Consider the following 14,840-nt stretch of genomic DNA (forward strand, 5'->3'; position numbering starts at 1 on the left):
CCGTTACTAGACTTGCGGCATGACCCTTGATGAGCACCGTTACGCCGTGACTGTCCGATGGACCGGGAACCGTGGAGACGGAACGTCGACGTACCGCGGGTACTCCCGGGCCCACGACATCGACATCCCCGGACTTCCTACGCTCAAGGGATCCGCGGATCCCACGTTCCACGGGGACAAGACCCGGTACAACCCCGAACAGCTGCTGCTGACGGCCCTGTCGCAGTGCCACATGCTTTCGTTCCTCCACGTGGCCGTGAAGCATGGCGTGGTGGTGTCCGCCTACGAGGACCGCGCCGAGGGCCTGATGCGGACCAACCGCGACGGCAGCGGCCAGTTTGAGTCCGTCACGCTCAGGCCGCAGGTGACCGTTGCGGCCGCTGTGGACAACGCGCTCATGGAACAGCTGCATGAAGAGGCAAACAAGATCTGCTTCATTGCCCGCAGCGTCAACTTTCCCGTGCTCCACGCACCCACCACGGTTGGCCCGGGAGCCTGACCGCTATTGGCTGGCGGTACTGCCGTGTCTCAGGACGTACCGGACGCCTGGAATTCGTCCAGGAGCCGCTTCTCCGTTTCGGCGCTGAGCCCGGCCTTCCGTTCCCTGTCCAGGCCGCGGCGGCGTTCGTCGTCGAGCGTGTCCCGCAGGGTCTCCTGCCATGGCCGCAAGGTGAGGCCGGCTGCGACGGCGGCACTGTTGGACCGTGAAGCAAAACCGTCATGTCCCGGCGGGAGCCAGAGGGGCAGGGAGTCTTTGCCTGCCCAATAGGCAATCCCCCGGGCAACCAGCCAGTCTTCCGGCACCGTGAGCGTCCGGCCTCCATAACCTGCGAGGCGTTTCGCTTCGTCCACGTAGTCGCCGAACGGTACAACACCTCCCACCGCGTTCAGGGATCCGGTAATCCTCAGTCCTGCCGCTTCCAGGATCCAGGCCGCGAGGTCGCGGACGTCAATGATCTGGGTCGCACTGCCGCCGATGTCCGGAACGAGGACCGGTCCCGCGTCGCGGGAAAACCGGGCCGGCCAGTAGCCGTAGCGGTCCGTGCCGTCCCCGGGGCCGCCGATCAGTCCGGCCCGGCAAAGGTGGGCCTTCGCGCCGGCCAGGGCTGTGGCGTGATGCTCGATGGCCGACTTTGCCTCGCCGTAGTTCTCCGGCGCAAAGGCGGTGCCCGGTGCGAGGGGCGGCAGCAGCCCTGCGCTCTCGTCCGCGCCGGGCACTGAGTGGTCGGCGTACACGGAGCAGCTGGAGACCGTTGTCCAGTGCGCGGCGGCCGGGGCCAGGAATTCCAGCGCGTCCCTGGCCTGCTCCGGATCACGGGCCACATCAATGACGGCGTCCCAGTCCCCGGCCGCCTTTTCATACGCCTGCTTCCCTTGGGCACGGTCGGCCTGCAGCCAGGCCGTTCCCTCCGGCGGAGCGGCCGCCAGACCGCGCGCAAGGCAGGTCACGGCGTGGCCGGCGGTAACCGCCTGCCGGGCAATTTCGGCGGACAGGAAGGCGGTACCGCCAAGGATCAGGATGCGCATGTGGCCACGCTACGGCGCTAGTGTTGAAGGTGAACAGAGTGTTATGCGCCCGGCGAACGCCGGGCCACCTCCGGCAGACGCCGGTCAGCAGTAAGGAGCATCCCTGCCGATGTACAGCATGTTGTCGATCACCCCACCAGCCACTCCGGACATTTCCGGAATCAACGCAGCCGGAATCGTGATCAGCATCGGGGTGGGCGTTGGAGTGTGGCTCGCGGCCACCTTCGTGATTGTCGGAATCACCAAGAGTGTTGCCGCCGGCACCACATTCTTCAAGAAGCCCCATTTCCGGTGGGTTGCCCCGGCCCTGCGCGCCCTGGACCACGAGCGCCGCGTCCAGCGGGCGAAGACCATCGGCTCACTGCTGAACAGCGTGGCCAGCGTCCTCATCGCCGTCATCACCATCATGTACGTCCTCAAGAACCTGGATGTGGACATCGCCCCGCTGCTGACCAGCGTCGGTATCCTGGGTGTCGCCATCGGCTTCGGCGCCCAGCAGCTCATCCGCGACTTCCTGGCCGGCATCTTCATCACGATCGAGGACCAGTACGGCATCGGCGATGTCATTGAGACCAGCGAAGTGGTGGGAACAGTGGAGTCCATGGGCCTCCGTATCACCCGCGTCCGGTCGGAGGACGGCGCCATCTGGTACTTGCGAAACGGCGAGATCCTGCGGGTGGGCAACCGTTCCCAGGGCAACTACGTGGCCCCGGTGGACGAGTCCGCGGACGTACCCGACCCTGATTCAGCACCCCAGCAGAAGGCCGGAGAGTAACCATGAGCACGCCAAGCCCTGACCAGAGCCAACCGAAGATGCTGATGCAGAACGATCCCTTCACCCAGCCCGGCTACACGGACAACTTCTACGACGCCGTGGGCGGCCACGAGACTTTCGTGAAGCTAATCGATGTCTTTTACGACGGCGTGGCCACGGACCCGCTGCTCCGGCCGATGTACCCGGAAGAGGACCTCGGACCGGCCAAGAGGCGTTTCCTGATGTTCCTCGAGCAGTACTGGGGCGGTCCCACCACGTACGGCGAAGAACGCGGCCATCCCCGGCTGCGGATGCGCCACATGCCGTTCCGGGTCACCCCCGAGGCCAAGGACCGGTGGCTGCACCACATGCGCACGGCAGTGGACGCCCTGGAACTGCCGCCGCTCTACGAAGGCACGCTGTGGGATTACATGGAGCGCGCTGCGCTGTCCATGGTGAACAGCCCCACAGACGCCTGAGAGCCTCTTAGAGGCCCAGACCGGCGCCCGTGCGGGCCAGGACGTGGCCGCGGCTGCCGCTGAGCCGGAACCAACGCCCGGCCCGGTAGAGCCTTTGCTCGTCGCCGCCCAGGAACCCCAGCGTCAGGGCAGCGAACGCTGCACCGGCCGGGAGTCCGCCGCCGCCGGGCAGTTCGCGTCCCCAGACGGCCGCGCGGGCATTGTTGACGATCAGGGCGCCCGGTTTGTCCGGAACGATGCCCGCCACTTCGGTGATGCCGGCTTCCGCAGCGGACCGCAGGTCAGCATCGGCGATCGACCCCACAGGTTCCCAGCCGGACCTCGGGGCGCTGACGCCGGCCCAGGACTCGGTGACTGTGGTGGGCGGCACGGGCAGTTCGACGTCGTTCTCCCCCGCGCGGGCGAGCCGGTCCAGCACCGCGGAGAGCGGGACCGTTACGTCGGCCGAAGCCGGCTCTGCAAGCGCCATGGTCCGCAGGCCAAGGATGGTGGGCGTGGACTCGCCGAGCAGCCGCGGCCGGAGCACACAGACATAGGCGGCGAGCACGGAACCCGAGGCCTGAAGTCGGATGGCGCCGTCGTCAATTGCCTTGGCGCGTGTGGCGTAGGTGCGGAGATCGGCCAGATCACGCGGATCGGCGAAGCGGAAGGACTGGGTTAGGACATCTGACACATTAAGGACTCTACCGGCTGAGCCGCGGTTGAGGAGCGCCGGGGTGACGTCTAGAGTCAAACCATGACTGAAGCGGAAGCCGGATTGCAGGCGTTGCCCATAGAGGACCCCACATCGTCGCTCATTGAACTCCTGGATCTCGGCGAGCTTGAGGGTGCACGGACCGACGAGGACATCTTCATGGGACCGTCCCAGCGCCAGCCCCGGCAGCGCGTCTTCGGAGGACAGGTCCTGGCGCAATCGCTCATCGCCGCAAACCGGACCGTTGATCCGGACCGCAGTGTTCATTCGATGCACGGGTACTTCCTGCGCCCGGGCGACGCCAACAAGCCCATCACGTTCGGCGTCCAGCGGTTGCGCGACGGCCGTTCCTTCTCGGCCCGCCGGGTGCACGCCTACCAGGACGGCATGCCCATCCTGTCGATGATTGCCTCCTTCCAGGAGGAGGACGAGGGCGTCGACCACCAGTCCTCCATGCCCGAGGGCATCCCCGACCCCGAGTCGCTACCCAGCACGGCAGACCTCCTGGGCAAGTTCGACCACCCCGTGGCACGGCACTGGGCCTACGAACGTCCTTTCGATATCCGCCATGTGGACCCGCCGCTGTATGTTTCGGCCAAAGGTGAGCGGGAAGCCCGCAACGCCGTCTGGATGAAGACCTTCGGGCCGATGCCGGACGACGCCAACACCCACCGGGCAGCCCTTGCCTACGCCAGCGACTACACGCTGCTCGAATCCATCCTGCGCAAACACGGACTCAGCTGGATCACTCCGGGCATGAGCGTGGCAAGCCTTGACCACGCCATGTGGTGGCACCGCCCCGTGCGCGTTGATGAATGGCTGCTGTACGTTCAGGAGTCGCCGAGCGCCCAGGGTGCGCGCGGCCTTGCCACCGGCAAGATTTTCAGCCGGGACGGCCAGCACGTCGCGTCTGTGGCCCAGGAGGGCATGGTCCGGGTGCCGACCGACCTGAAGAACAAAGTGGTGGGCGCCTTCCAAACGAAGGTCCTCCAGCACCAGATGCGCAAAGGCGGGAAGGACTAGCCCCGAGCAGCCGGCGCACGGCGGCGCCCCGCCTCAAGGCATATAGAAAAAAGGCCGGTTTCCCCTCCTTGGGGAAACCGGCCTTTTGCATGACCCGGGTGGCTTGGGAGCCTAGTCGCGGGTCAGGCGGCGGTGCGTCACGCGGTGCGGCTTGGCCGCATCGGGGCCGAGGCGCTCCACCTTGTTCTCTTCGTACGACTCGAAGTTTCCTTCGAACCAGTACCACTTCGACGGGTTCTCCTCGTCACCTTCGTAGGCCAGGATGTGGGTGGCCACCCGGTCCAGGAACCAGCGGTCGTGTGATACCACGACGGCGCAGCCGGGGAATTCCAGCAGCGCGTTTTCGAGGCTGCTGAGCGTCTCGACGTCCAGGTCGTTGGTCGGTTCGTCAAGGAGCAGCAAATTGCCGCCCTGCTTGAGGGTCAGGGCCAGGTTCAGGCGGTTGCGCTCACCACCGGAGAGGACACCGGCCTTCTTCTGCTGGTCCGGTCCCTTGAATCCGAATGCCGCGACGTAGGCACGGGACGGCATTTCAACGTGGCCCACCTGGATGTAGTCCAGGCCGTCCGACACGACTTCCCAGAGGGTCTTGTTGGGGTCGATGCCGCCGCGGCTCTGGTCCGCGTAGGAGATCTTGACCGAATCGCCGATCTTCAGGTCGCCGCCGTCGAGCGGCTCCAGGCCCACAATGGTCTTGAACAGGGTGGTCTTGCCGACACCGTTGGGGCCGATGACGCCGACGATGCCGTTACGGGGCAGCGTGAAGGACAGCCCGTCGATGAGGGTCCGGTCCTCGAACCCCTTTTGCAGGTTCTTGGCTTCCAGCACCAGGCCGCCGAGGCGGGGTCCCGGCGGGATCTGGATCTCTTCGAAGTCGAGCTTGCGGGTACGGTCCGCTTCCGCGGCCATTTCCTCGTAGCGGGCCAAACGGGCCTTGGACTTGGTCTGGCGTCCCTTGGCATTGGAGCGGACCCACTCGAGTTCCTCGGTGAGGCGCTTGGCCTGCTTGGCGTCCTTCTTGCCCTGGACCTCGAGGCGGGCGCGCTTCTTCTCCAAGTACGTGGAGTAGTTGCCTTCGTACGGGTACAGGTGCCCGCGGTCAACCTCGGCGATCCATTCCGCGACGTGGTCAAGGAAATAACGGTCGTGGGTGACGGCCAGGACTGCGCCGGCGTAGTTGGAGAGGTGCTGTTCCAGCCAGAGCACGCTCTCGGCGTCAAGGTGGTTGGTGGGCTCGTCGAGCAGCAGGAGGTCCGGCTTTTGCAGCAGGAGTTTGCAGAGCGCCACGCGGCGGCGCTCACCGCCGGAGAGAAGGGTCACGTCAGCGTCCGCAGGCGGGCAACGGAGGGCGTCCATGGCCTGCTCCAGCTGGGAGTCGAGGTCCCAGGCGTCCGCGGTGTCGATGGCTTCCTGGAGCTGGCCCATTTCTTCGAGCAGGGTGTCGTAGTCAGCGTCAGGGCTGGCCATTTCCTCGGAGATCTCGTTGAAGCGCTGGATCTTGCCGTAGATCTCGCCCACGCCTTCCTGGACGTTGCCCAGGACGGTCTTTTCCTCGTTCAGCGGCGGCTCCTGCAACAGGATGCCCACGGTGTATCCGGGGCTGAGCCGGGCCTCACCGTTTGAGGGCGTGTCCAAACCGGCCATAATCTTCAGGATGGTGGACTTACCGGCGCCGTTCGGGCCAACAACACCAATTTTGGCGCCAGGGAAGAAGGACATGCTTACGTCGTCAAGAATGAGTTTTTCGCCAACGGCCTTGCGGGCCTTGGTCATTGTGTAGATAAATTCCGCCATGGTTCCAAATCTAGTGGGTCGGCGGGGTTAACTCACATTCGCGGACGGCATTCGGGCCGTTCGGCATCGTTCAGAACGGACAGCCCCGCAACAGCGGAGTCCGGAAACACGGCGGCCTGATTGAGGCTCAGCCGCCGACGAAGCACTTTCCCGTCGCCAAAACCGGAAGGACCGTGACCACAACGCTTCCGTCGCGGATCTGGCCGATCACGCAGTCCTCCCCCTGCAGCGCGGCAGCTTCGATGGCATCAACTTCCAGGCCGGTGGGCGTGCGGCTGGCCGATACCTGCAACGAACCTGCCGGTATTCCGGCGCCGGTCAGGGCCGCTGTCAGCTGTTCCTGGCCGGGTTTCGGATTGCTGGCAACTACTCCGCGGAGGGCATTACCCACGGTTTCACTCAGCCGCGCGGTGGCAGCGTCCAGTTGGGGCTGGCCAGCGGCCGTCGACGCAGCAGAGCCGGCAGCGGCTGACGATGAAGGCTGCGCGGACGGCGTTTCCACGGCAGCAGCCGCAGCCTGCGACGGCGGGGCCGACGGGACCGAATCCGCTCCCGTGCAGCCGACGAGTCCCGCCGCAAGCACCGACGCCGCGATGAGCGACCCAGACGCGGCGCGTATGCGTCGCAGGTTTCGGGCCAGGGGTTTTCCGGGCTGTTGCTTTCCGGGCTGTTGCTTTCCGGACTCGCTGTTTTGGGATTGTTGGTTCTCGGACTGGCGGATTCCGGACTGGTGCCGGGGTGTCTCTGCTCGGATCACCTTGCCATTCTGCCATGCGGCACCGCAGGGGAACGGTGCCGCACTCGCGGCATCAGCGGGACATGTTCAGGCGGCGGCCCCGGTAAGTTCTCCGGTCTCAGAATCGAGCTGCAGGACGTCACCGTTTTCGTCCTCAAAGATCCCTCCGGCAGCTGGGTCCCCGCTTTCGTCGTCCTCCCCGCGATCCCCGGCGCTTTCAGGATCTTCCAAGTCAGGCGCGACGCCGTCCTGAGCCCCGGAGGCAGGGCCTGACTGACCCTGTCCCGCGCCGGGCTGGGCGGTGTTCCCGGCCGTACGGGTGAAATTGGCTGAGCCCCACATGAGGTCATGGCCGACGGACTCGGCGTCGATCTCGGCAACGTGGTAGATCCGGCCGTCCTTTTCCCAGCTCCGCATCTTGAGCCGGCCCACGATAATGACGCGCTGGCCCTTCTTGATGCTGCACCCCATGTTGCCGGCCAGCTGTCGGTAGCCCTGCACGGTGAACCAGTTGGTATTGCCATCGACCCACATGCTCGATGCCCGGTCATAGCGCCGGTCTGTGGAACCGAGCCGAAACGACGCGGTGGCGACTCCCCCTGGCGTGGTGGAACTCCTGATCTCCGAGGCGACGAAGCCCCGGACAGTGATGTTGTCGGTCATCTTGGTGTCCTGTCTCGAATGATGGTGCCCTAGCAGGCCCCTTCAGCTTCACGCCGGCAGGGCAATGGATCGAGGGTCTGCGTTGCGTATGTGCAAAACTCCGCGTGAATCACGGATGTTGGGGACAGGTCAAAACGCCGCCGGCGGGCTGACTGGCCGAAGCCGCGCGGCACTGTAAACTTTTCTAGGCGCCGCCGGAATGGTCCGGAGGTGCCAACGTGCCCCAGTAGCTCAGGGGATAGAGCAGCGGCCTTCTAATCCGCCGGTCGGGGGTTCGATTCCCTCCTGGGGCACAAAAGGAAGCGGCTCCCGCCTGCGCCAACGCAGAGGGAGCCGCTTCTGTCTTTCCACGCGGCCGCCGCCGGAGGACAGTGTTAACCGGAGGACAGTGTTAACTGACCCGCGGGAATCGGAACAACGCACTCCTCCATGGCTTTAACGCTAAGCATGCTTATGATTTGAGTGTGGCGCCGACTCATTGAAGTGGCATCTGCGCCACAATCTGCCGCCACGGCGGATCACCTCGAAGAGGATGGACCGAATGACTCAGCAATCGCCCGACTACGATCCGAACGAGCCAGCCCCGGCATCAGGGCAGGTTCAACCCGGCAACGCAGAGCGCCCGATTCCGCCCGGCGCAACGCCTGCGCAGCCCCCGCCGCCTGCACCGGAGGACCGGCGTGTGACACGAGCCGGCATGGTCTGGGCGGCCGTCGCCACCGCATTGGCGGTGATGGTTCTGCTCATCGTCTTTATCCTGCAGAACCAGGATTATGTGCAGGTCAGGTACTTCGGGCTGAAAGGGGCTGTGCCACTGGGCATTGCGCTGTTCATCGCCGCGGTGGGCGGCGGCATCCTGGTGGCGGTTGCGGGCGCAGCCAGGATTATTCAGCTTCGGGCGGCGGCCCACCGGAGGAAGGTCCTGGCGCAGCGCGTCCGGTAGGGGCACGCCAGGTAACACCGGCTGGCGCACCGGCTGGCCGTATCACCCGCGTTCGTCACCGCCCGGGTGCCCTTCGGGAGTGTCATCCATCCCTGCGATATCGGGGTCAATTGTTGCGGCCAGGTCGCCGGCCACGGAGTCCCGCGCGGCCTCGTCCACGGGCCGGGACATTCCGTCGTCGCCGCGAGCGGTACCGTTTTCGTCTGGAATCTCAGTCATGAGGCCAAGCTAAACCTGTTCCGGGTGCTTGTCGAGGGCCCGCATCTCCGGCGCCAAAGCCGTTCCGGAAGACCGGGACGGTCAGCGCTCCAACAGTTCCTTCAGGTTTCCCAGCACCATTTCCCAGAGCTTTGCAGACTCCTCCACCTCGGAATCGCTTTTGTTGTTACCTTGCGTGATGGTGACCTGGGTGCCTTCCGGCTTCTCGTCCAGCCGGTATTCCACCGTGTGATAGTTCTCCGGCACGTCCGGCAATCCCGTCAGCGGGCTGTAGTGGGTGATGCGGAGCAGCTCCTGGTGCCGGTTTTCCAGCACGATGCCTTTGTCTTCGTAGCTCTTGCCTTTCCACTCACCGGCGAAGGTCACCGGGTCGCCTTCCTGCCAGGTGGTGGTCACATTCGTGCCAAGGAAATACTGTTTGACAATTTCCGGATCGGTGAGTGCCTTCCACACCCGGTTCCGCGGGGCTTCTACGAGGATGGACGCTTCCGCGTCCTTGATCTGATTGTTCATCGCTGTTCCTCCTGGGCCTCAGGATACGCGCGGCGGTGGACGGTGGTAAGAGACAAATGCGCTGGCATCAAAACGAGTGCACCCATGGCGACGGCCCGGCAACGCAATGCGGTACCCGGCCGTCAGGTGGGGCGCAGGCCCCGGCCGTGACGAAGCAGGGGCCCGCGGTCTGGTCAGGAATCACGCCGTCCCAAGAACGCGGCGGGACCGGTCAGGCGTACGGCAGGACGAGTCCCGCGTAGCGCTCCTTCATGGTCGCCAGGACGCTGTCGCCGTCGGCGTCCCAGATTTCCTGATTGAAAATTTCCACTTCGATGTCGCCGGTGTAGCCGGCATCGCGGACCCAGGTGCCGATGGTCGCGAAGTCGATGACGCCGTCGCCCATCATGCCCCGGGACAACAGTGCGTCGGCCGCGATGGGCAGGTTGAAATCGCAGACCTGGTAAGACGCGATGCGGTTCTCCCGGCCGGCCCGTTCGATCTGAGCCTGCAGCTCCGGGTCCCACCACACGTGGAAGGTGTCGACGGCGACGCCGACGGCCTTCGCATCGTACGGTGCCGCCAGGTCCAGGGCCTGGCCGAGGGTGGAGATCAGGGCGCGGTCGGCGGCGTACATCGGGTGCAGCGGCTCCAGCACCAGCCGGACGCCGTTCTCGACGGCGAACGGAACCAGGTCCGCGAGGCGGTCGGCGACGCGCTGGCGGGCCGCCACCACGTCCTTCTCCCCCGGGGCGAGGCCGCCGACCACCAGGAACAGTTCCCGGGTGTCCAGCGCCACGGCTTCCAGGATGGCGGCACGGTTGTCAGCGAGCGCCGCCGCCTGTCCCTCGGCGTCGGCCGCCGTCAGGAAGCCGCCGCGGCAGAGCGAGGACACCCGCAGGCCGGCGTCCCTGATGAGTTTGGCGGCTTTGTCGAGGCCGGCTTCGTGCACGCGGTCACGCCACGGGCCGATTGCGGGGATGCCTGCGCGGGCGCAGCCGTCGACGGCCTCGGCCAGGGTCCATTTCTTGGTGGTGGCGCTGTTGAGGGAAAGTCGTGAAAAAGGGGACGGTCCTGAATTAGATGTCATACTCCCACTCCGTTGATGCGCAGGTAGTCGGACATCCGGAACGCGGCCAGTGCCGGGTCCTTCAGCAGTCCGGCCTGGTCGGCCAGTTCAAAGGTCTTCGCCAGATGCACCACGGAGCGGCCTGAGTGCAGTCCGCCCACCATTTGGAAGCCCGGCTGCTTGCCGTTGAGCCAGGACATGAACGCGATGCCGGTCTTGTAGTAGAACGTGGGGGCGCTGAAGATGTGCTTGCCCAGTTCACGGGTGGAATCGAGGATGGCGCGGGCCCTGACGGCGTCGCCGGCGTCGTAGCTTTGCAGCGCTGCCGATGCTGCCGGGTAGATGGCGGCGAAGATGCCCAGCAGGGCGTCCGAGTGGTGCGTGCCGTCGCCGTCGATCAGTTCCGGGTAGTTGAAGTCGTCGCCGGTGTACAGCCGGACGCCTTCGGGGAGTGCCGCCCGCAGTGCCACTTCGTGGCTGGCATCGAGGAGCGAGACCTTGACGCCGTCCACCTTGTCCGCGTGTTCGCGGATCAGGGACAGGAACGTGTCAGTGGCCGTGGCGACGTCGCCGGAGCCCCAGTAGCCGGCCAGGGCGGGATCGAACATGGTACCGAGCCAGTGCAGGATGACGGGCTGCTCGGCTTCCTGCAGCAGCGTCGAGTAGACGTGCAGGTAGTCATCCGGCCCGCTGGCCACCTTCGCCAGGGCGCGTGAGGCCATCAGGATGACTTTGGGACCGGCCTCGGAGACGACGGCGACCTGCTCGCGGTAGGCGTCGAGGACTGCCTGGATGCCGGCGGCGCCTGCAGGCAGCGTGGCCGGATCCAGCTGGTCGGTGCCGGCGCCGCAGGACACCAGGTCGCGGACGGACTTGCCGGCCGTGGCGGCGTTGCGGGAGGAGACCACGGATGCAGCCTCCACACCGGTGCGCTTGATGAGCTGCTGGGTGGCAGCCCAGTCCAGGCCCATGCCGCGCTGGGCGGTGTCCATGGCATCTGCCACGCCGAGGCCGTAGGACCAGAGCTCGTGCCGGTACGCCATGGTGGCGTCCCAGTCGAGGCGCGCCGGGGCGCCCGGAGTGTTGTCGGCAGTGACTTCCGGGATGACGTGGGCGGCGGCGTAGGCGTGACGCGAGGTGATGGGGGCCGAGGGCCGGGACCAGGCAGGGGCGGACTGGAGCCGGTATTCGCGGGTTCCGCCGTCGTGGGTGGGAAGGATCAGCGATGTCATCAGAGCGTGATCTCCGGGATGTCGATGGTGCGGCGTTCGTCGTTGGACTGGAGTCCGAGCTCGGCGAGCTGCACGCCGCGGGCAGCGGAGAGCAGGCCGAAGCGGTGTTCGCGGCCGGCAACGACGTCGCGCAGGAATTCTTCCCACTGCAGCTTGAAGCCGTTGTCCAGTTCAGCGTTGGCGGGGACTTCCTGCCACTGGCTGCGGAAGGATTCCGTGACGGGCAGGTCCGGGTTCCAGACCGGCTTGGGGGTGTGGGCGCGCTGCTGGGCAACGCACTTGTTCAGGCCGGCGACGGCGGAACCGTGCGTGCCGTCGATCTGGAACTCGACCAGTTCGTCGCGGTAGACGCGGACGGCCCAGGAGGAGTTGATCTGGCCGATGACCGGCTCGCCCGCCGACGTTTCGAGTTCGAAGATGCCGTAGGAGGCGTCATCGGCGGTGGCCTTGTATTCCTTGCCGGCCTCGTCCCAGCGGGCCGGGATGTGGGTGGCGGTCTTGGCGTTGACGCTCTTGACCTTGCCGATGATGCCTTCGAGGACGTAGTTCCAGTGGCAGAACATGTCCGTGGTCATGCCGCCGCCGTCTTCCTTGCGGTAGTTCCAGGACGGGCGCTGTGCCGCCTGCACGTCGCCTTCGAACACCCAGTAGCCGAATTCGCCGCGGATGGACAGGATGCGGCCGAAGAAGCCCTCGTCAACCAGGCGGCGCAGCTTGACCAGGCCCGGGAGGTACAGCTTGTCGTGCACAACGCCGGCGGTCACGCCGGCTTCCTTCCCGATGCGGGCCAGTTCGATGGCCTCTTCGAGGGTTTCAGCCGTGGGCTTCTCGGTGAAGATGTGCTTGCCGGCCAGCATGGCTTTCTTCAGTGTGGCGGCCCGGAGGCTTGTCATGGAGGCGTCGAAGATGATGTCCACGGTGGGGTCGTTGATCACGGAGTCGAGGTCCGTGGTCCACTCCGCCACCTTGTGGAGTTCGGCGAGTTCGCGGATCTTGGCTTCGTTGCGTCCCACCAGGATGGGTTCGACCAGGACCTTGGTGCCGTCCTCGAGGGTGAACCCGCCGGCGTCCCGGATGGGGAGGATGGAGCGCAGCAGGTGCTGGCGGTAGCCCATCCGGCCGGTGATGCCGTTCATGGCGATACGGATCGTCTTTGTTTCGAAGCCCATGTGTCCTCCACAGTTCGTAGTTCAGTGCGTGTCGTTGGGAAAGCGCATTCCCACTGCATTTATGATGCATCTTTCCGCGCCACATGGCAAGCGCTTTCCCGAAACTCGGTCAAACTGCCATAATGGCCAGAACGCGCACATTGGCTGAACAGGAGATACCGGTGGCTGCAAGTACCCTCACCGAGGTGGCACGACTGGCCGGGGTTTCGCCGGCTACTGCATCACGCGTCCTCAACGGTTCCGCCCGCAAGCCGGGCCCGGGCGTGTCCGAGCGGGTGCGCCAGGCCGCTGAAACCCTCGGCTACATCCCCAATGCCCAGGCACAGGCGCTGGCAAAATCCAGCTCGGGCCTTGTGGGGCTGATTGTGCACGACATCGCGGATCCGTACTTCTCGGCCATAGCACGGGGCGTGCAGGAGGTGGCCCGCGAGCAGCACAAGATGGTGCTGCTGGCCACCACGGGCGGAACCCCGGCGGATGAGAAGGACGCCGTGGCCGCTTTCGCGGCCAGGCGGGCGGACGCCATTGTCATTGCCGGCTCACGGTCCCGCCGGCCGGAGGACGACAAGGGCAATGCTGACCTCGCCGCCGAACTGGACCGCTACTGCCGCAACGGCGGCCACGTCGGCGTCGTGGGGCAGGCAATCGTCGGCGCCGGCGCGCTGGACGGATACCACCTGGTGGAAGTGCCGAACGAGGAGCTGGCCGCGGAACTCGCCGGAAAGCTTGCTGCCGGTCATTCAGGCGAGTTTGTGATCATCGGCGGCCCGGAGGGGCTGATCACCTCTGACGACCGGATCCGCGGTTTCCAGTCCGGCCTTGCCGCGGCCGACCGTTCCCCCGCCGAAGTCCTCCGTGCATCCTTCAACCGCGCCGGCGGCTACGAGGCGGGACTCGAGCTGGCTCGGCGGATCCGGGAGGCTCGAGCGTCCGGAGCGTCGAAAGAGGGCGAAAAGCCGGGCCTGTGCATTTTCGCGGCAAACGATGTCATGGCCATCGGTGCCACGGCCGGGCTTCGTTCCCAGGGGTTCAGAATCCCCCGCGACGCCCTGATCGCCGGGTTCGACGACATCGAGACCCTCCGGGACTTCCGCCCGGGGCTCTCTACAGTCCGCCTTCCGCTCGAGGAAATCGGCCGCCTGGCCACGCTGAGCACCTCAGGTCCTGAAGCTCCAGACGGGGACGGCCACCACGACGGCGGTGCCGCCGTGACGGGAGAGGTGACGCTCAGGCGGAGCACCGAGTGGACGCCCTGACGGGCAGCCCCACGATGCCGGCGGGCCTCAGCGTCCTCCCGGCCGGTGGGGAACCGATCCGGGAGTCGCCGGCAATGTTGATCCTTCCCGGCGGAGGCTACGAACGCCACGCCGACCACGAGGCCGAGCCGGTGGCCGAATGGCTGGCCTCACTGGGCATCCACGCGTTCGTGCTGCGCTACCGGGTGGCTCCGCACCGCCACCCGGCACCCCTGCAGGATGCCAAGGCCGCGCTCGCCTGGATCCGGGGCGGAGGCCACGGACTCGCCGTGGACGGCTCACGGGTCGGTGTCCTCGGGTTCTCAGCCGGCGGTCACCTTGCGGCCACCCTGGCGGCCGGCGTCCCCTGCGGCAAGGCACCGCTCGACGTGCCGGCCTCGCGGCCCGACCTGTCCATCCTGTGCTACCCCGTGCTGTCCTTCACAGCGGCAGTCCACCAGGGAAGCATCAACAACCTGCTCGGTACCTCGCCTTCGAATGAACTCCTGGCACGGCTGTCTGCGGAGCTTACTGCCACCGAAGACACACCCCCGTCCTTTATCTGGCATACCTTTGACGACGGTGCCGTGGATGTCGAGCACAGCCTGCGGTATGCCCTCGCGCTGCGCCACGCTGCCGTGCGTGCCGAACTGCATGTCTTTCCGCATGGCCGGCACGGGCTGGGCCTTGCAGCCGGCGTCTCCGGCGTGGAGCGTTGGACGGAGCTGTGTGCCGCGTGGCTTGCCGGGCTCGGCTGGCGCCTCGCCCACTAAGGCGCGCCGAACAACCGGTGCCTGAGCGCAGGGGCTGC

Annotated in this window: 17 protein-coding genes and 1 tRNA gene; 8 read left to right on the plus strand and 10 right to left on the minus strand. The window is 66.2% G+C overall.

Going from position 1 to position 14,840, the window contains the following annotated elements; all coding sequences use genetic code 11:
• The first annotated feature begins 19 nt into the window (after nt 1-19).
• Nucleotides 20-499 carry an OsmC family protein gene (locus tag CXQ91_RS06705; RefSeq protein WP_104173127.1) on the plus strand — a complete coding sequence of 160 codons (480 nt, stop codon included), beginning with the start codon at nt 20-22 and terminating at the stop codon, nt 497-499.
• Between the two features lie 29 nt (nt 500-528).
• Here the strand turns inward: CXQ91_RS06705 and CXQ91_RS06710 are convergent, their stop codons facing one another.
• Nucleotides 529-1,527 carry an epimerase gene (locus CXQ91_RS06710; protein WP_104173128.1) on the minus strand — a complete coding sequence of 333 codons (999 nt, stop codon included), beginning with the start codon at nt 1,525-1,527 and terminating at the stop codon, nt 529-531.
• 109 nt (nt 1,528-1,636) lie between these two features.
• Here CXQ91_RS06710 and CXQ91_RS06715 point away from each other — a divergent pair, with 109 nt between their 5' ends.
• Nucleotides 1,637-2,302 (plus strand): mechanosensitive ion channel family protein, encoded by a 666-nt coding sequence (locus tag CXQ91_RS06715; protein ID WP_104173129.1) that lies wholly within the window; start codon nt 1,637-1,639, stop codon nt 2,300-2,302.
• 2 nt (nt 2,303-2,304) lie between these two features.
• Nucleotides 2,305-2,760 (plus strand): globin, encoded by a 456-nt coding sequence (locus CXQ91_RS06720; RefSeq protein WP_104173130.1) that lies wholly within the window; start codon nt 2,305-2,307, stop codon nt 2,758-2,760.
• Nucleotides 2,761-2,767: 7 nt separating this feature from the next.
• Here the strand turns inward: CXQ91_RS06720 and CXQ91_RS06725 are convergent, their stop codons facing one another.
• Nucleotides 2,768-3,433 carry a hypothetical protein gene (locus tag CXQ91_RS06725; RefSeq protein WP_104173131.1) on the minus strand — a complete coding sequence of 222 codons (666 nt, stop codon included), beginning with the start codon at nt 3,431-3,433 and terminating at the stop codon, nt 2,768-2,770.
• 63 nt (nt 3,434-3,496) lie between these two features.
• Here CXQ91_RS06725 and CXQ91_RS06730 point away from each other — a divergent pair, with 63 nt between their 5' ends.
• On the plus strand, nt 3,497-4,477 hold the full coding sequence (locus tag CXQ91_RS06730; RefSeq protein WP_104173132.1) for an acyl-CoA thioesterase II: 981 nt from the start codon (nt 3,497-3,499) through the stop codon (nt 4,475-4,477).
• Nucleotides 4,478-4,588: 111 nt separating this feature from the next.
• Here CXQ91_RS06730 and ettA read toward each other — a convergent pair whose 3' ends face one another.
• The 3 genes from ettA to CXQ91_RS06745 form a co-directional block, all read right to left on the minus strand.
• Complete coding sequence (ettA, locus tag CXQ91_RS06735) at nt 4,589-6,271, minus strand: energy-dependent translational throttle protein EttA (RefSeq protein WP_104173133.1); 1,683 nt, start codon at nt 6,269-6,271, stop codon at nt 4,589-4,591.
• A gap of 127 nt (nt 6,272-6,398) precedes the next feature.
• Nucleotides 6,399-7,028: a DUF6993 domain-containing protein gene (locus CXQ91_RS06740; protein WP_308471392.1), complete on the minus strand. Its 630-nt coding sequence runs from the start codon at nt 7,026-7,028 to the stop codon at nt 6,399-6,401.
• Between the two features lie 66 nt (nt 7,029-7,094).
• Nucleotides 7,095-7,670, minus strand: coding sequence for a single-stranded DNA-binding protein (locus CXQ91_RS06745; RefSeq protein WP_104173134.1), 576 nt, complete (start codon nt 7,668-7,670; stop codon nt 7,095-7,097).
• A 220-nt stretch (nt 7,671-7,890) separates the two neighbouring features.
• On the opposite strand from CXQ91_RS06745, the gene CXQ91_RS06750 reads away from it, so the two are divergent.
• Together CXQ91_RS06750 and CXQ91_RS06755 are read left to right on the plus strand one after the other, a co-directional pair.
• Nucleotides 7,891-7,963 (plus strand) — tRNA-Arg (locus CXQ91_RS06750).
• A 248-nt stretch (nt 7,964-8,211) separates the two neighbouring features.
• Nucleotides 8,212-8,613 (plus strand): lipopolysaccharide assembly LapA domain-containing protein, encoded by a 402-nt coding sequence (locus CXQ91_RS06755; RefSeq protein WP_104173135.1) that lies wholly within the window; start codon nt 8,212-8,214, stop codon nt 8,611-8,613.
• 42 nt (nt 8,614-8,655) lie between these two features.
• Here CXQ91_RS06755 and CXQ91_RS24730 read toward each other — a convergent pair whose 3' ends face one another.
• From CXQ91_RS24730 to CXQ91_RS06775, 5 genes are all read right to left on the minus strand, one after another.
• Nucleotides 8,656-8,832 (minus strand): hypothetical protein, encoded by a 177-nt coding sequence (locus CXQ91_RS24730; protein ID WP_181038806.1) that lies wholly within the window; start codon nt 8,830-8,832, stop codon nt 8,656-8,658.
• Between the two features lie 81 nt (nt 8,833-8,913).
• Nucleotides 8,914-9,345 carry an SRPBCC domain-containing protein gene (locus tag CXQ91_RS06760; protein WP_104173136.1) on the minus strand — a complete coding sequence of 144 codons (432 nt, stop codon included), beginning with the start codon at nt 9,343-9,345 and terminating at the stop codon, nt 8,914-8,916.
• Between the two features lie 211 nt (nt 9,346-9,556).
• Nucleotides 9,557-10,414 (minus strand): sugar phosphate isomerase/epimerase, encoded by an 858-nt coding sequence (locus CXQ91_RS06765; RefSeq protein WP_104173137.1) that lies wholly within the window; start codon nt 10,412-10,414, stop codon nt 9,557-9,559.
• Nucleotides 10,411-11,625, minus strand: a complete 1,215-nt coding sequence (locus CXQ91_RS06770; protein WP_104173138.1) for a dihydrodipicolinate synthase family protein — start codon at nt 11,623-11,625, stop codon at nt 10,411-10,413. Before CXQ91_RS06770 ends, CXQ91_RS06765 begins: the two co-directional genes overlap by 4 nt.
• Nucleotides 11,625-12,794, minus strand: coding sequence for a Gfo/Idh/MocA family protein (locus tag CXQ91_RS06775; protein WP_104173139.1), 1,170 nt, complete (start codon nt 12,792-12,794; stop codon nt 11,625-11,627). Before CXQ91_RS06775 ends, CXQ91_RS06770 begins: the two co-directional genes overlap by 1 nt.
• 161 nt (nt 12,795-12,955) lie before the next feature.
• Here CXQ91_RS06775 and CXQ91_RS06780 point away from each other — a divergent pair, with 161 nt between their 5' ends.
• Entirely contained in the window at nt 12,956-14,050 is a 1,095-nt protein-coding gene (locus CXQ91_RS06780; RefSeq protein ID WP_104173140.1) for a LacI family DNA-binding transcriptional regulator, read from the plus strand.
• 14 nt (nt 14,051-14,064) lie between these two features.
• Nucleotides 14,065-14,802, plus strand: coding sequence for an alpha/beta hydrolase (locus CXQ91_RS06785; RefSeq protein ID WP_104173204.1), 738 nt, complete (start codon nt 14,065-14,067; stop codon nt 14,800-14,802).
• Nucleotides 14,803-14,840 lie beyond the last annotated feature (38 nt).

Origin of the sequence: Arthrobacter sp. Y81, from assembly GCF_002929335.1 — a bacterium.
Classification (GTDB): Bacteria; Actinomycetota; Actinomycetes; order Actinomycetales; family Micrococcaceae; genus Arthrobacter.

Excerpts from the sequence above, each read along its gene's own strand:
- CXQ91_RS06705 (WP_104173127.1), top strand. The coding sequence starts at position 20 with ATGACCCTTGATGAGCACCGTTACGCCGTGACTGTCCGATGGACCGGG.
- CXQ91_RS06710 (WP_104173128.1), bottom strand. The coding sequence starts at position 1,527 with ATGCGCATCCTGATCCTTGGCGGTACCGCCTTCCTGTCCGCCGAAATT.
- CXQ91_RS06715 (WP_104173129.1), top strand. The coding sequence starts at position 1,637 with ATGTACAGCATGTTGTCGATCACCCCACCAGCCACTCCGGACATTTCC.
- CXQ91_RS06720 (WP_104173130.1), top strand. The coding sequence starts at position 2,305 with ATGAGCACGCCAAGCCCTGACCAGAGCCAACCGAAGATGCTGATGCAG.
- CXQ91_RS06730 (WP_104173132.1), top strand. The coding sequence starts at position 3,497 with ATGACTGAAGCGGAAGCCGGATTGCAGGCGTTGCCCATAGAGGACCCC.
- ettA (WP_104173133.1), bottom strand. The coding sequence starts at position 6,271 with ATGGCGGAATTTATCTACACAATGACCAAGGCCCGCAAGGCCGTTGGC.
- CXQ91_RS06745 (WP_104173134.1), bottom strand. The coding sequence starts at position 7,670 with ATGACCGACAACATCACTGTCCGGGGCTTCGTCGCCTCGGAGATCAGG.
- CXQ91_RS06755 (WP_104173135.1), top strand. The coding sequence starts at position 8,212 with ATGACTCAGCAATCGCCCGACTACGATCCGAACGAGCCAGCCCCGGCA.
- CXQ91_RS24730 (WP_181038806.1), bottom strand. The coding sequence starts at position 8,832 with ATGACTGAGATTCCAGACGAAAACGGTACCGCTCGCGGCGACGACGGA.
- CXQ91_RS06760 (WP_104173136.1), bottom strand. The coding sequence starts at position 9,345 with ATGAACAATCAGATCAAGGACGCGGAAGCGTCCATCCTCGTAGAAGCC.
- CXQ91_RS06765 (WP_104173137.1), bottom strand. The coding sequence starts at position 10,414 with ATGACATCTAATTCAGGACCGTCCCCTTTTTCACGACTTTCCCTCAAC.
- CXQ91_RS06770 (WP_104173138.1), bottom strand. The coding sequence starts at position 11,625 with ATGACATCGCTGATCCTTCCCACCCACGACGGCGGAACCCGCGAATAC.
- CXQ91_RS06775 (WP_104173139.1), bottom strand. The coding sequence starts at position 12,794 with ATGGGCTTCGAAACAAAGACGATCCGTATCGCCATGAACGGCATCACC.
- CXQ91_RS06785 (WP_104173204.1), top strand. The coding sequence starts at position 14,065 with ATGCCGGCGGGCCTCAGCGTCCTCCCGGCCGGTGGGGAACCGATCCGG.